At 34.5% G+C, this 15,634-nt stretch carries 15 protein-coding genes; 6 read left to right on the top strand and 9 right to left on the bottom strand.

The annotated features are described in order from the left end of the window. Window positions 1-236: 236 nt before the first annotated feature. Window positions 237-1,496 carry a S1C family serine protease gene (locus RU96_RS08410; protein WP_071865091.1) on the bottom strand — a complete coding sequence of 420 codons (1,260 nt, stop codon included), beginning with the start codon at window positions 1,494-1,496 and terminating at the stop codon, window positions 237-239. A gap of 364 nt (window positions 1,497-1,860) precedes the next feature. Between RU96_RS08410 and rlmH the strand changes: the two genes are divergently transcribed. The 4 genes from rlmH to RU96_RS08390 all read left to right on the top strand — a co-directional run bounded on the left by rlmH (window position 1,861) and on the right by RU96_RS08390 (window position 5,911). Next, window positions 1,861-2,340, top strand: a complete 480-nt coding sequence (rlmH, locus tag RU96_RS08405; protein ID WP_071865090.1) for a 23S rRNA (pseudouridine(1915)-N(3))-methyltransferase RlmH — start codon at window positions 1,861-1,863, stop codon at window positions 2,338-2,340. A gap of 197 nt (window positions 2,341-2,537) precedes the next feature. Next, window positions 2,538-3,482: a hypothetical protein gene (locus RU96_RS12955; RefSeq protein WP_071865089.1), complete on the top strand. Its 945-nt coding sequence runs from the start codon at window positions 2,538-2,540 to the stop codon at window positions 3,480-3,482. A 295-nt stretch (window positions 3,483-3,777) separates the two neighbouring features. Continuing rightward, window positions 3,778-4,284, top strand: coding sequence for a YehS family protein (locus RU96_RS08395; RefSeq protein WP_071865088.1), 507 nt, complete (start codon window positions 3,778-3,780; stop codon window positions 4,282-4,284). Window positions 4,285-4,579: 295 nt separating this feature from the next. Then, on the top strand, window positions 4,580-5,911 hold the full coding sequence (locus tag RU96_RS08390; RefSeq protein WP_071865087.1) for an FAD-dependent oxidoreductase: 1,332 nt from the start codon (window positions 4,580-4,582) through the stop codon (window positions 5,909-5,911). A 228-nt stretch (window positions 5,912-6,139) separates the two neighbouring features. Here RU96_RS08390 and RU96_RS08385 read toward each other — a convergent pair whose 3' ends face one another. The 6 genes from RU96_RS08385 to RU96_RS08365 form a co-directional block, all read right to left on the bottom strand. After that, the gene (locus tag RU96_RS08385; protein WP_071865086.1) at window positions 6,140-6,877 is read right to left on the bottom strand and encodes an NADPH-dependent oxidoreductase; all 738 of its coding nucleotides are present in this window, start codon (window positions 6,875-6,877) and stop codon (window positions 6,140-6,142) included. Between the two features lie 57 nt (window positions 6,878-6,934). Further along, on the bottom strand, window positions 6,935-7,414 hold the full coding sequence (locus tag RU96_RS08380) for a hypothetical protein (RefSeq protein WP_071865085.1): 480 nt from the start codon (window positions 7,412-7,414) through the stop codon (window positions 6,935-6,937). Then, window positions 7,411-8,448 carry an NADP-dependent oxidoreductase gene (locus tag RU96_RS08375; protein ID WP_071865084.1) on the bottom strand — a complete coding sequence of 346 codons (1,038 nt, stop codon included), beginning with the start codon at window positions 8,446-8,448 and terminating at the stop codon, window positions 7,411-7,413. Before RU96_RS08375 ends, RU96_RS08380 begins: the two co-directional genes overlap by 4 nt. A gap of 335 nt (window positions 8,449-8,783) precedes the next feature. After that, window positions 8,784-9,242, bottom strand: coding sequence for a DUF2188 domain-containing protein (locus tag RU96_RS08370; protein ID WP_071865083.1), 459 nt, complete (start codon window positions 9,240-9,242; stop codon window positions 8,784-8,786). A 152-nt stretch (window positions 9,243-9,394) separates the two neighbouring features. After that, window positions 9,395-9,814, bottom strand: a complete 420-nt coding sequence (locus RU96_RS13200) for a hypothetical protein (RefSeq protein ID WP_249024167.1) — start codon at window positions 9,812-9,814, stop codon at window positions 9,395-9,397. A gap of 50 nt (window positions 9,815-9,864) precedes the next feature. Beyond that, window positions 9,865-10,911, bottom strand: a complete 1,047-nt coding sequence (locus RU96_RS08365; protein WP_249024166.1) for an AcpB/EbpR/MafR family transcriptional regulator — start codon at window positions 10,909-10,911, stop codon at window positions 9,865-9,867. A 130-nt stretch (window positions 10,912-11,041) separates the two neighbouring features. Between RU96_RS08365 and RU96_RS08360 the strand changes: the two genes are divergently transcribed. Next, window positions 11,042-12,376, top strand: a complete 1,335-nt coding sequence (locus RU96_RS08360) for an NAD(P)/FAD-dependent oxidoreductase (protein WP_071865082.1) — start codon at window positions 11,042-11,044, stop codon at window positions 12,374-12,376. A gap of 67 nt (window positions 12,377-12,443) precedes the next feature. On the opposite strand, the gene RU96_RS08355 is transcribed toward RU96_RS08360, so the two are convergent. Both RU96_RS08355 and RU96_RS08350 read right to left on the bottom strand, forming a co-directional pair. After that, window positions 12,444-13,064 (bottom strand): flavin reductase family protein, encoded by a 621-nt coding sequence (locus tag RU96_RS08355; RefSeq protein WP_071865081.1) that lies wholly within the window; start codon window positions 13,062-13,064, stop codon window positions 12,444-12,446. Between the two features lie 162 nt (window positions 13,065-13,226). Further along, window positions 13,227-14,201 carry a ring-cleaving dioxygenase gene (locus RU96_RS08350; RefSeq protein WP_071865080.1) on the bottom strand — a complete coding sequence of 325 codons (975 nt, stop codon included), beginning with the start codon at window positions 14,199-14,201 and terminating at the stop codon, window positions 13,227-13,229. Between the two features lie 234 nt (window positions 14,202-14,435). Between RU96_RS08350 and RU96_RS08345 the strand changes: the two genes are divergently transcribed. Beyond that, complete coding sequence (locus RU96_RS08345; protein ID WP_071865079.1) at window positions 14,436-15,077, top strand: HAD-IA family hydrolase; 642 nt, start codon at window positions 14,436-14,438, stop codon at window positions 15,075-15,077. Window positions 15,078-15,634: the final 557 nt, after the last annotated feature.

The raw sequence follows: 15,634 nt of genomic DNA, 5'->3' as shown, positions 1-15,634 counted from the left end.
GCATGATAAAAATTATTTCGCATATTTCTTGTTATTTTGATTCAATGTGCGCAGAGTTCGTGTGTAAAGCTAGACAACAAGAAAAGCTTCTTACATTAAGTAGGAAGCTTTTTTATTGTGCTAAATTTTTGTAGTTGAATAGTGTGTGCAATTGGTTAAGAATTAAAAATTATCAGTCTTTCGACAAAAACATCCGCAACCTTTTCTAAAGGCTGCGGATGAAATCCTGTTTAAAATTAATTATTTTGCTTTAAAGCAGATTGGTCGATTGTTAAGGCGACTTTTGTTGTGTGTTCTTTGCTACCACGGTAATAGGTAATTTCAATGGAATCGCCGACTTTTTTCTTATATAAAGCAGATTGTAAATCAGAAGTAGAGTCGACTTCTTTGCCATCAATTTTAGTGATCACATCATATTGTTTTAAGCCAGCTTGTTCTGCTGGAGTTGCATTTTGAACCGTCGTGATGACAACCCCATTTTTAAGTGAGCTAGGTACTTTTAAGATTTGTTCTTGTTGTTGTGATGTAACAGCTGATAAGTCTACCATAGTAATACCAAGAGCTGGGCGAGTAACTTTGCCATCTTTTTCAAGTTGATTAATAATAGAAACTACGTCATTACTTGGAATGGCAAAGCCCATACCTTCAACGCTAATGTCAGAACTAGAAGAGTTCGTTGAGGCAATCTTACTTGAATTAATACCAATTACCTGACCGGCAATATTAACTAAAGGACCACCAGAGTTACCAGGGTTAATTGCAGCATCAGTTTGAATTGCACTGATATTTACGCCAGTTTGTGAATCAGAGACTTGGCGATTTAAAGAAGAAATAATCCCAGAAGTAACAGAGTTAGCGTATTGAGAACCTAAAGGCGAACCAATTGCAATCGCAGGTTCACCAACCTTCAAGGCTGAAGAATCACCAAAAGTAGCTGTTTTATCAACTTTATCACTACTAATCTTTAGAACTGCTAAGTCAGTATAAGTATCTGTTCCAACTAATTCGGCTTTAATTTTTTCGCCATCTTTTAAAACAACTTCTAATCCATCTTGTCCTTCAACAACGTGATTATTAGTAACTACATAAGCAGTATTGCCATCCTTTTTATAAATGACACCACTACCTTCACCGACTGCTTGTAAGTCACCAGACCCACTATCACTGTCTGATTCTGACTCAGATTGTCCTTGACCAAATAAGTCTCCAAATGGATTACTTGAAGAGGCTTGTTGTTTTTGTAAATTAATAACTGATACGACAGCATCTTGAACTTTTTCTACGGCAGAAGTAATATCTGTATCTGCATCGACTTTTACATTTGATACTTTTGTTTCACCACTCGCGGTTGTTGTTTGTTCTGAGGTATTACTTGGTTGTAAATTGGAGCCATTGGCGAGATAAAAACCACCACCTACTAAGGCTGCTCCTAATACACCACCTAATATCCCGATGAAAAAGCGACTAAGCGCGCCACCTGATTTTTTTCTTTGCATGTTTGTTTCCCCCTTGTTGTGGAATTCTTATAATTATAGTATATGATTTATTGCTGAGTTTAGTCTAATTATAGACTTTGAATAAAATATGAAAAAGTTGGTAGGAAATATTTCACAAATGAAGAAATTTTATCTTTCCCTTTGAAAATGATTGTTATTGCACTTTTGTAAAAATTGGGGATTAGTTATCCACAGACTTGTGAACAATGTGGATAAAAATGTGGAAACGTATGTTTGCTATGCTTTGGTAGGATTAACTCGCCATTTTTGCGTAATAAATATTTAGTGAAAAGAAAAATGAATGTGTAAAACTTTGTGGTAAACTAAAACAGACTTATGAACATTTGGGGAAAAGAGGTAAAATATGCAAATTAAAATTATTGCAGTCGGCAAATTAAAAGAAAAATATCTCGTGCAAGGGATAAAAGAATACATGAAACGTTTAGGCGGTTATACAAAAATCGAGTTAATTGAAGTAGCCGATGAAAAAGCACCAGAAAATTTAAGTGCAGCTCAAATGCAACAAGTAAAAGACAAAGAAGGAGAGCGAATTTTAGCTAAAATCAAAGAACAAGATTATGTTTTTGCCTTAGCAATTGAAGGTGAAAATCCAACCAGTGAGGCTTTTGCTAAGCAAATGGCCCAGCTAATGGTACAAGGAAAAAGTAATTTTGTTTTTGTCATTGGTGGCTCACTAGGGTTAAGTACTGCTGTTATGAAACGGAGTAATGCAGCAATTTCATTTGGCAAAATGACGTACCCGCACCAATTAATGCGACTGATTTTAGTAGAACAAATCTATCGCGCCTTTCGGATTAATCATGGGGAACCGTATCATAAGTGATGCGGTTTTTTGCTGTCTTTTTTATAGAGTCGATTTAATGAAAGCCAAAAGCTGGCTAATTTATCTTCTTACTAACTACTTCTAAATGCTAACAATCCGTGCTTTGTAAGTAAGCGATCAGAGTTTACTCTTCGTTGAAAACGTTTGCTGTAAAAAGCGACCTAATGATACACTTATAAGGAAAGGTGGGGAAAATTGTGAAGAAAATTTTGTTAGGGTTAGCAATTAGTTCTTTGTTACTGGTGGGTTGTTCAAATAAGTCAGAAGAAGCGTACCAATCTGCAATGACAGACGGTATTCAAGCAGTGGCAGACCAGAATTATCCTAAGGCAAAAGGCTATTTTGAAACAGCTTTGAAAGAAAAAAATGATGATAAAAAAGCGGAGAATTACTTAGCTGCAGTAAAAAATTATCAAATCTTACTTAAATACCAAGAAGAAGAGGATTTGGAGAAAGGTTTGGATTTATCAACTAAACTTTCGAATGATAAAAATGTACCAGATACCATTAAGAAACATGTTCAAAAAGTTGGTGAAGAATTTAGTGCTATTAAGAATACGCTTGATGAGAGTATGAAATTGTATAATGAGGCGGAAAAATTGTCTGAGGAGAAGAAGTATACTGAGTCAAATGAGAAACTGAAGGTTATTCAAAGTGAAAAACTACAAGGTACATATTACAAAGATTTACTAGCTAAGACAGTAGAACTTTCCCAATTGAATTTAACAGAGATTGAGAAAATAGCGTTAGCTGAAAAAGAAGCTGCTGAGCAAAAAGCAAAAGAAGAAGCTGAAAAAAAGGCAGCTGAAGAAAAGATAGCAAAACAAAAAGCTGAAGAGCAACAACTAGCTTCTGGAAACGAAATGGATTCCACTTTTTCAATTACAGAAAGACAGGCATTAGATATTGCAGAGAACTTTTATAGTTTCAACTCAGATGGTCAACAAGTTAGTTTTCAAAATATGAATCCGGGTAAGATCTTTTTAAATGAGGATGGAAGTGGGTTTTATAATATCTATGTAATGGTAGAGGGCGCCCCAAGTGCAGCAATTTCTGTTGACGCTAATACTGGAGAAGCCAATCACAGTATTATGCATTTTCGTGGATTAGGTGTAGAAATTAGAACTGTGGATGCACCTTGAGGAAGTTCCAAAATTGCTTTAATTACTGTGAGTTTAAAAGAAAATGTAGTGTCTTTTTGGTTTTAAAGGAGAAGGGTAAGAAAAAATAGCTATAGATATAGTTGATTGTTTACTTTGAACGATTGAAGTGTTATTAAAAGTAAAGCCTGCTACAACTTTAAACGCAAAATAAATCTGCATAATTTCTAGTTTTCTAAAGCAGGGGATGTAATTTCTTGCTATTTATGCTAAGTTGAAACTTATTAAATAAAGTTATGCTTAAAGTAAGTAATAAATAACAAGTTAGGGGAAATAAATGAATAACAATGATAGATTATTGCGATTGCGTTATGCGATTGATTTAAAAGATTCTGATATGATAAAAGCGTTTGAATTGGGCGGGGTACCTGTAACCAAAGAAGAGATGCGGACGATATTGACAAAAGTTCAAGATAAACACGAAGATAATAAGGGAAATAATGTTTATGAAAAAGCGATAAATAATCAAGTTTTTGATGCGTTTTTAAATGGCTTAATTCTTCTTGCACGGGGACCACAAAAGGATAAACCTGTAGAAGAAAAATCGCAAAAAAGTAAGGAAATAAAACATATTAATAACGTTATGTTAAAAAAGGTGAAGATTGCCCTTTCGATGACTACAGAAGATATCTTAGCTATCTTTGCAGAAGTTGCGCTTTATCCATCAAAAGGAGAGATTGGGGCTTTTTTACGAAAAGAAGGCCAGCGAAATTTCAAACCTTGTGGCGATAAATATATGCGTAATTTTCTTAAAGGGTTAGGGATATATAATAGAAAAGTTTAGTTGGATAGAAACAACTTTTCCCTCTAGATTCCGCGCAAGTAAGGAAGCAGTTTATGCTTTACAAACTTGGGCGGTAAATTTTTGTTTATTGAACAATGTATTTATTAGATAACTAGAAACCTGATTATTGTTAGTGGTAAACTATAAAAATTTCTTGATTCGTACGCTATCTTATGCATTGTTGCCTTCAAGTTTTCTAATAGTACCAATCAAATGATTTTACATCTTCTTCAACCCTCTTCTATAATCAACTTATGATGAAACAAAATCATAAGTTGATTAATGGAGGTGCAACATGGAAAAATATGAAAATATTATTATCGGTTTTGGTAAAGGTGGTAAAACATTAGCCAAAACATTAGCGGCTAAGGGACAATCTGTTTTAGTAATTGAAAAATCACAGCGGATGTACGGGGGAACTTGTATCAATATCGGTTGTATTCCGTCAAAATCCCTCATTATAAATGGTGAGAAAAAGTTGGATTTTACCACAGCAGTTGACCATAAAGAAAAATTGACTGGTAAGTTGCGCAATAAAAATTACCACATGATTGCCGATGAACCAACGGGGACAGTTTTGGATGGCACTGCGAAGTTTATTTCCGATCATGTTTTAGAAGTAACCTTACCTGATCAAACAACTATGCAAGTTGAAGGGGAAAAAATCTTCATTAACACTGGCGCCTTGCCAATAATTTTACCAATTCCTGGTTTAGCTACGAGTAATTATTTACTTGATTCAACTAGTGCAATGGATCAAAATACATTGCCAGAAACATTAGTAATTATTGGAGCAGGATATATCGGTTTAGAATTTGCGGCCATGTTTGCAAATTATGGTAGTAAAGTTGTCGTTTTAGATGCCCATCAAGAGTTCATTCCAAGAGAAGATGATGATGTATCAGAAATGATTTATCAAGATTTAACCGCTGCTGGTATTAGCTTTCATTTAGGGGTTTCAGTTGATAAAGTTGAAGATGGTGAAGATTTTGTCAGTGTCACCTTTACAGAAAATGGGGCAGAAAAGACAATTAAAGCAGACAAAGTATTAGCTGCTACTGGTAGAAAACCAAATACGGCTAATTTAGGATTGGAAAATACAAACATTAAAGTTGATGATCGTGGCGCAATTGTGGTAGATGATCTTTTAAAAACGACAGCGGAAAATGTTTGGGCAATTGGGGATGTAAAAGGCGGTTTACAGTTTACTTATATTTCATTAGATGATTATCGGATTATTTTAGATCAATTAGTAGGTGAAAGTAAACGCCGCGTATCTGATCGCAATGTAGTACCATACAGCGTCTTTATTACACCACCGCTATCTAATGTTGGCTTAACGGAAAAAGCAGCTAAAAAAGCGGGCGTACCATATAAATTGTTTAAATTTATGAGTGCAGGTGTGCCAAAAGCACAAGTGTTAGAAGATCCAAAAGGGATGTTCAAAGTATTAGTAGATCCAGAAAATGATCAAATTTTAGGTGCTAGCATTTATGCTGAAGAATCTCATGAAGTCATCAACTTAATTGCCCTAGCTATGAAAGGACAATTACCATATACTTTATTACGAGATCATATTTATTCTCATCCAACTATGAGTGAAGCATTAAATGATGTATTGAAGTAAGTTAAAAAAGCAGTATGACAAAATTCTTGTCATACTGCTTTTTTTATCGGTGTGTTCCAGAAGTGAATTTTTTTAATAAGTCATGAGCTGAAATTTCGCTAAAATTTGAACAACGATTTTCTTAAAACTCATTCTTATTCTTGAAGCCGAATACTTCTGTTACAATCGGCTTTTAAAATAATGACGTTTCATAACAATAGCTATTATGTGATTTGTATACATCGCGAATTATTTTAATAGTAATCCTGCTTTTTTGACAAAATCAGTTACTTCATAACGGGGTTTTTGATTAATGGCATGGCTGCAACGTTCTACCCAGTTGTACTGATCAACACCATTTGTTAAGTGGTAGAAAAAGTCGCTAACGGTTTGGTTATAAGTTGCAATACTCATACTTTCATCTGGGTAACTATCTTTACCAACGACGAATGCTTGTGGCAACCGTGGTTTTTGCACAGCAGGTTCAGCGGGATAACCGATACATAAAACAAAAAGTGGTACCACTTTAGCTGGTAAGTTGAAAAGAGTCGCTAAGTGGGGCATATCATTACGAATACCTCCGACTGTAATGCCACCTAACCCCATACTTTGTGCAGCAATTAGCGCTTTTTGTGCCGCTAGTGAAGCATCGACTACTGCCACGGTATAAAGCTCAGTGTTTTCAAAAACTGCCTCATCAGAAACTTCTAATAATGTTTCACTTCGATGTAAATCGGCACAGAAAACCAAGGCTAACGGCGCTTTTGTAACCCATTCTTGTCCACCAGAAATTTCGCTTAAGGCATTGCGTTTTTCAATATCGGTGACTTCGATAATCGAGTATGCTTGCAAATAACTGGAAGTTGGTGCCATTTGTGCACAAGTGAGAATGGTTTGTTTTGTATTTTTATCGATTTTCTGTTCGGTAAAATTTCGCACAGAGCAGTGATTTAATAATGTTTGAATCATATCATTTTGTTCTGCCATATTATTATCTCCTTTAGTAATCTGAGTTGAGTAAATGGTAGCTTTTATAGTTTTATTTTACAAACGAAACAGCTTGACGGCACTTTCCATCATCAGAGCTACTGTAAGTGTAAAACTCAAGGAAAGTAAGAAAAAGTTATTCGGTAGCATAGCCGTGCTAAGAAAAGTCATCATTGCAATGACAACAATCAATTTCCAAAAAACAGAAGCGTGATATGCCAGTTCTTTTGCAAAAGGTATAATCCAGATGTTTTTTGTTTCTTGACTGGTTTCTTTCAAGCGATTCCCTAGGGTACGGACGCCAATTACGCCACAAATGAACATGAGTAACCAGATAAGCCATGTTACACCAGTATTATGCAGTAAAGAAAAGCGATTAGCTAAAAGCCAGATAATCAATGCCGCTAAATAACTCAAAGTTGTAGTGGCCGTCATTTCCAATAAGAGTGTTGTCTTTGTAATAGCGCGTTTTTCGGCACGACGGATTAAAAATAGTCCAATGAATACTAAGATAAATAATAAACTAGTTGTTATCATTTTCGTACCTCGTTTTTTGAATCATTGGTCATTTGCAAAATAATTTTACCTTTTGCTCGTCCAGATTTTGAATAGGTAAGTGCTTTTTCAATTTCTGTAAAAGGTACCACTCGGTCAATAATAGGCTTAATAGTTTCTGTTTCAATCAATTGGCCTAAAATATCCAGTTGTGCACCACTGGGTTTCATAAATAAGAAAGTATAAGAAGCACCTGTTTGTTTTTCCAATTTGGTTAATTTATGGGTAGCCAAACCAAAAGCCAATTGTTTCCACAATGGCACGCCATATTCTTTACCAAAGCGTTGGTTTGGTAATCCAGCAATGCTAACTACTTTGCCACCGGGTTTAACAATTTTAAAGGCATCTTCTAATGTTTTGCCGCCACGAGTATCAAAGACATAATCATAATCTGAAAGTACCGTAGAAAAATCTGTTGTCCGATAATCAATAAGATAATCAGCGCCTAGAGATTTAACCAAGTCAAAATTATCTGCGGAAGTGGTCGTGGCAACATAGGCACCGAGATATTTGGCGATTTGGATAGCAATGGTACCAATACCACCAGAACCTCCTTGAATCATAACTTTTTGTCTGGGCTTAATTTGCATAATATCATGTAGTGCTTGATAGCTAGTTAAGCCTACCAAAGGAATTAACGCCGCTTCTTCAAAATTGATATTATCCGGTTTTAAAGCGATGTCTCCTTGGTCAACGGCGATATATTCTGCAAAAGTACCAATCCGATTTTTTTGGACGCGCCCATAAACAGCATCACCAACTTGATATTTGGAAACATTTGCCCCAACTTTTGTAATAACGCCTGAAAAATCACTGCCCATAATCATCGGCATCTCATATTTAAGTAACATTTTCAGTCCGCCGTCTTTGGTTTTTAAATCAATCGGATTAATGCTGGCGGCGACAATTTTTACCAATACATCGTTTGTGCGAATATTTGGCACATTGACTTCCTTTAGTTTTGGCATGGGTTGTTTATAGTGATCAATTACAGCTGCCTTCATTTTCTTTGTCATTTTCTTTTCCTCCATTTTTTGTGAATTCGGTTTTGAATTTATTGGTTTATTTTTTTAAACGGTTGCTTTTCTGAGTTTAATTTGTTGGTTTAAAAATGTCAACCAATAAGATTGTAAATAAAATTTGACGTTTAAAATTTTGTAAATAAACGAGCAAAGATGTTAGTGAGGAGTTTAAGAAAATAATCGGAAAAACTTAAGCATGATACTGTTAAGGCAAGATAAAAAAGCCATCGCCTAAAGTGTAGTGAAGTGCTCCTAAAAGTTAGCTTTTTTGGTCTAACTCTTGCGACTCGCTTCATAAGGCAATGACTTTTTTATTTCGGAAATATATGCTATTTTTCTTCGCTATAGTCATAAGATGTTTGTAAAGTACCATCTTGTTTATAAATTTTTAAGGTGGATTTCTTATTAGCTGCAATTTTTCTGCCGCGAGCAATGGCATCTTCTTTTTTATCAAAGGTATCACTGGCTCGTTTGGCACCAGTCGAAAATACCTCCCACATATCACCGGAATATTTTACATTAACATCAGCATCCAGTAATTTCGTCGCATTTTTATCTTTGTGATGGGAATCGTCTTTTTGCGGATTAGCTGTTTGTTTAAATGTAGCCTTTTCTTTTTCACTCGCTTCGTTATACCATTTCTCTGCTTGACTGATTGCAATTGGAATGGCACGATCTTCTGGATAATCATCAGCGAGTAGGGCATTGGCAATTTCAATTGCCTTCTTTTTGACAAGCGTATCCAAATTTTTCATTGATGTAGGGTAGTCTTTCATGTTCCAAGCCATAAAACCGCCTCCAATTTTTATTGTTATTTTCATCATACTACGATAAAAATTTTTTTGAAATTGAGAAGATTGGAGCGCGTTTAAAGTTACGTATATAGATTGTGACGGTATAGTAAAAAAAGCAACTTTTTTATTCAAAAATGAAATGGTTATTACGTAAGATTATTATCTTCGTTAGGCTGTTGAGTGAATTGATCGGCAATAACTTGTTGAATAAGTTTTTCAATTTCTACCACATCATACTGATTACAACAATCGGAAAAAACATAATAATAACTGCTATTTGTTGCAAAATTTTCATTATAGATATTTGACAATAAAATGTCATGAGATGCTTCATCATCATACACTGTTAAATCGAGTTCATACTTATTGCCTAAGGTATTTTTTAACAACTGAATCGTTAGTGCTGTTAAAAATGGATTTAAACTATGGTGAACGGCAATGGCAATATGTTTATTGGCTAAATCTTGTGCAATATTTAAGATCGATGAATAGTTGATTTCAGATAAGACATTCCGATAACGTTGTAAAGGGTCATTTGGATAAAATTGTTTTTGACAAAAATCCATAAACTTGTGTACATCATCAAAATTAAAGGGCTCCCTTAAGTTTTGGGCGGTTAAAAATAAGCCCCAAGAGTCAAAATTAAGAATGAAACCGTCAAAATAATAGAGTTGCGAGTGGTACTGATACAAATAATGTGACAAAATACGGTGCCGTTTCGGGAAAAATTATTTTGTAGATAGCCAATTTGATTTAAGTAATTTAAAATTTGCTGATTTTGATAATCCAAATATGTTTTCTCTTCACGTTGTTGCTGTGCTAAACGATATGCAAAAGGTGAGTAAACCGAAAAATTTCGTAGACTGCAAAAGAAATCGTAAAACATCAATCCTTCATAAAGCGTATAAGGACGATCGTAGTTTTTCATATAATGAAACAAAATTTGATTTAGTTCATCAAAGAGGGGGCGATCTTTACGTTCGAAATCTGCCGCAAAAGTATATTCTCGAGTTTGGTTCAGTCGCGTGAATGTTATTTTCATCCACAGTTTAATCTGAAGTTCTTCCAAGTGATCAAAAGTAATATTCAATGCTTCTGTTAGTTCATCAATTAATGGAATATATAATTTGTTGATTTCTTGATCTAAGTCTTCTTTGTTTTCACGCAAAAACCAGAAGTAACAATAGTAAAAGTAACGTATTTGATTTTCATTTCCGATAATTTTTCCTCGTCTAAGCGAAAGTTGAAATTCTTCTAAAAGCGCATTCAATTCCGTAACTCGCCGATAGTAAGTGGCTGAGCTGATATTAAAATAATCTTGAAATACCGGTCCATTAATCGATCCATTGGTAAATAACCATTTTATTATTTGATATTTGATAGAGCGTTCCAAAAACTTCAGATAACATAATTTTAAGGGAAAAGTAGGCTTTTTTTGCAAAAATAACGTTTGAGTATCTTCAATAATCGTAATATCAGCTAAAAAATCGTTTTCTACAATAAAGTTTTGTAAAAGAGCGGTATATTCACTTAGCGTATTAGGCGTAATCACTAAGTTGCGGCAAAGATTTTCCTTAGTACACTGACCGCCATTATTGTACAGGTAGACTAAGATGTCATTCATTAAATCGTATGGTTTTTCGAGCAATTCTCTTTTTAACAAATTATGCCCCCTTGTAATTTAAATAATTGGTGTATAACAAAAAATAAGATTTTGGTCTGTTGCATCATCTTTATAATATTAGAAAAAACAAAAAAAATGAAGTAAAATGAAAAGAAAAGGAGGCTTGCTGATGAAAAAAACGATAATTATTGGTGCTTCACATAGTGGTCAAATGGTAGCACGGGAATTAAAAAGATTTGATGCAGATCATGAAGTGATTTTGATTGAAAAAGAAACGGTGACACCTTTCATTGCCAGTGGGATTAATCTGGTTTTAAAGCAAGCCGTTGGTAAACTACAAGAGGCCACAGCACCGATTGCCGATTTAAACAAAATCGGTGTTAAAAGCTATTTTGGATATGAAGTAATAAAAATTGACTGGCAACAGAAAATCGTTTTTTTTACTGACGGTGTTAAGAAATTAGCGGAAACTTATGAAAATTTAGTTTTAGCAACAGGCTCACGTCAATACGTATCAAAAAAGTATGCGGAGTTTAGTGAAATTTATTGTTATAAATCATTTTTTCAATCACAAAAGTTAATGGATGCTTTGGAAACAGCACAAACGATTGCGATTTCTGGGCTCGGACATGCTGGAGTTGAGTTAGCTGAAGCGTTGCTTCAAGATGGGAAAAAGGTAGTTTTGTTTGGTCCCAATCAGCGATTATTACAGGCGTATTATGATAAAGAAATTAGTGATTTTCTCTTGTCACAATTTGAACGAAAAAAGACTGCTGTTTTGTGTGCTGATCATCTCATTGAAGTAACTAAAAAAGACAAAGGATTAAAACTACAGTTAATCGAGTCTTCAATAGATTGTGACCTGTTAGTAATTGCAAATAATTCTCGACCGAATAGTGAGCTTTATTGGGATGGGGTAACTCTTTTACCAGATAAATCAGTGGCAGTTAACTCTTATTTACAAACTACTCGGCCAAACGTTTATGCGGTGGGAGATTTAATTGGAATACCAGAATTAATTACCAATAAAAAAGTACGCCTATCAAAAGTGACACATGCACGTCAAACTGCTCGGACTGTAGCAAGCAATATCAGTGGCAAGAAATTCCCGCAGCCGAAGTATCTAAATACTTCATCTACCGAACTTTTTGGTTTTTATCTAGGTTCAGTAGGACTAACCAAGGAACAAGCGCAACAAGAAAGAAAGAGTATTACGACTGTAAAAGTAGGCACATTGGCTTCAACTGAAGGGAGTCAAATTTTTTTACATATAGATTTAAACGAGCAAATAGTTGGGATGCAAATATTAAGTAAACAACCAGTTCAAATCTTTTGTGACTTATTAGCAATTGTGATTCGCAATCGTTGGCGGATTACCGATTTATATTACAATGCTACTTCGTTTTTTCCGATGAGCGTAACACTTACGCCGTTATTAAACGAAGCTGCGGCTGATTATTTTGCTAACCTTGATGAATTAAAAAAGAATTCTGACCAAAGTTAATTGGTTAGAATTCTTTTTTGTTATAGGGTCTTAAACTGATTTTGCAGTAATTAAAATTTGAAGTAAATTACTGAGGGCGGATAAGTGTTAACACTTCGCCAAATAAAGAATAGTTATTCCCTGCTAAGCGTGCAACCGGCCGTAATTTTTCGCTTAGGATATACTCTTTAGTGACATCAAATATTTTTTCAGCAAAATAATAATCTAAAACTTTTAAAATAAATAAGTCAGAAACAATATTGCCGTTATCATCAGGTAAAGAAATTTCTTGTTGTAAGCGAACTTCTAGACGAATTAAAGGATCAACAAGACCAGGTGGGGTCACGCTATGACTTTTCACCGTCGGTAGATTGATTAATGCGAGTTCACTTTCGTCAGGCTTTAAGTTGGCTGCTGTTTCATTCATCTGATGTAAGACATTTTCATCTACCACGTGAATAACGCCTTCTTTTGTTTGACTCAAATTGTTAGCAGTGTCTTTTTTTTGCCCATTTTTACGAGTTGTTGCAATTAAAACGTAAGGTAAATCACTAGATACAACTGTAAAAAAGCTAAAAGGCGCAAGGTTGACGATACCACTCTCTTTGTTTTGCGTGGTTATCCAAGCGATTGGACGAGGGGAGACGGCTCCTGTTAAAAATTTATAATTTTGTTTTGCTCCCAAGTCAGCGGCGGAAAAATGAATCATAATTAGGCCTCCTATAATAAAAAAATACCCGAACAACTTCAAATATAGATTAAATGTCCGCAGATTAAAATAGCTTGTGGACAATGAAGCAACTATACTGTGTGTTCGAGTAATTTATCAAACTAGAATGTAGGCATAGATACGAGATGTTCAAACAAAAGATTATGCGCGTTTTTTGTTAGCATCACTTGTATCAAATGGTCGTACGTAGTCTTCAATTTCTTGACGTTTTGGTTCTAAGAAAGGTGGTAATGATAAGATTTCACCAGCTGTTTCATACGTTTCATCTTCTAAGAAACCAGGACCGTCCGTCGCCAGTTCAAATAAAACATTTGGTGCAGCCATAAAGTATTCAGAAGCAAAGTAAAAACGTTCTGTAAAACCAGAGTTAGGAAATTCTAATTCGTTAATGCGTCCAATCCACCATTCTAAAGCCTCTTTATCTGCTACACGTAACGCTAAATGATGGACGTTGCCAAAACCTTCTGTGGCGCGAGGAATATCATCGCGATGCTCTACGATAATGCTAGCACCGTTACCACCTTCACCGATTTCAAACAAATGAAAATCACCATCACTAGCAATTTCTTTAAAACCTAAAACATTTGTTAGAACCAAAGTCATATGTTCTAAATTTTCAATGGTTACAAAAGCAGGGCCTAAGCCAACAATAGCATGTTCACTTGGAACATTACTATTTTTCCAAGGTGTACCACCGGCTACGCCTTGATTATTTTGGTCAGAAATTAATTGATAGCGTTGGTTGTCAAAGTCTTCAAATTCAAGATATTTTTTACCAAAACGTTCTTTAATTTCACCATGTTCAACCTTGTTATCGTCAAAACGTGATACCCAATAAGTTAAAGCATCATCATTTTTTACACGAAAAGAAGTGCGGGAAATAGTGTTTGTTCCCTTTGTTCCCTTTGGAATACCAGGAAAATCAAAAAAAGTCATATCTGTACCAGCTGAACCCAAGTCATCGGTAAAATATAAGTGATACGTTTCAATATCATCTTGGTTAACAGTTTTTTTGATTAAACGTAAGCCTAAAATATCAGTAAAAAAGCGATAGATTTTTTCAGCGCTAGAAGTCATTGCTGTCACATGATGAAGCCCTCTAATTTGTGTATCCATTTTAATTCCTCCAAAGTGTTCAATTATTATTCTTACTAAAAGTAAGTATAGCGAGTAATTGTTTTTTCAGCAATTAATATGCTTATCTATTAGAAGATTAAAAAAGAGTCAATTAGAAAAGTAAGGATTAAAACATAAGTAAGCACATAAAACTTCAAGCTCATACAAAAAAAGTTCACAATAACCCATTTTTTTGGAGTAGACTAATAGTAGAAATAGAAAGGATGCGTCTGTTTGCAACAAAATCATTTGTTTTTTGATCTGGATGGTACAATCATCAATTCGCAAAAGGGAATTTTTTCTTCTATTCGTTATGCATTAAAGAAAATGAACCTTACTGATTTGCCAGATGAAAAATTACTTTCATTTATCGGACCACCATTAATTACCTCTTTTAAGAAAATTGGCATGACAGAAGAACAAGCAGTACAAGCAGTTGCTTACTATCGTGAATATTATCAAGCTAGTGGCATGTTTGAAATTACACCTTATATGGGTATAAAGGAAACCCTTGATCAACTTGCTACCAAGAAAAAGTTATATTTAGCTACTTCCAAGCCAGAAATTTTTGCTAAGGCAATTTTGGACTTTTTAAAATTTACCCCTTATTTTACAGGAATCTATGGAGCAGACATGGATAATAAACGGGCAGAAAAAACAGAGGTTTTAGCATATGCTATTGCGTCTTCTGGTTTGAAGGATAAAAATGATGCAGTAATGATTGGTGATCGAGAAAACGACATCTTAGGAGCAAAAGAAAATGCTGTTTTACCAATCGGAGTCTTATATGGTTTTGGTACCATCGAAGAACTAAAGGACGCAGGTGGCGAGATTTTAGTAGAAAGTCCGCTTAAATTGTTAGAATTGTTCAGTTGAAAAGTGCCAAAGTTGTAACTTTGGCACTTTTTTTTTATGAAAATTATCCGAATTTACTAAGGGGCTTTGTTCAATAAAAGTCATTAATGAAGTTGATTTTATTTTATTAACTGAAGGTTAAATTTTTGTATACGTTATAAAGCCGAACAATCGTTAGAAATAGCTTTGTTTAGCTTTTTTTGTAGTCGAAATTTTTTTCTGTTTTTATGTTGACCAACCCTTGATTACGTGGTAAATTAATCAACGTTGACGAAGCAGTCACACAGTTGAAAACAACTTGAAATATTCTTGAAAAAAAGTTGTTGACAATTGTAACAATGATTGCTAAACTAACGAAGTTGCTTAGTGAGCAGCGCTTTTATGAAATATTATTTCAAAAAACTTTTAAAATTTTTTGAAAAAAACAGTTGACAAACAAAACGTCAGTTGATAAGATATAAGAGTTGCTGAAATATTTGAAAAGCAACAATCAAGCGCGTTAAATAAATGAGAAATGACAGTATGTTGATTTCTAAATACATTCTTTTAACAGCTAATGTAGACCTTTGAAAACTGAA

The organism is Enterococcus canintestini (assembly GCF_001885735.1).
GTDB lineage: Bacteria > Bacillota > Bacilli > Lactobacillales > Enterococcaceae > Enterococcus_C > Enterococcus_C canintestini.
The sequence above is the reverse complement of the archived record's forward strand: the minus strand, read 5'-3'. Positions and strand labels throughout refer to the sequence as shown.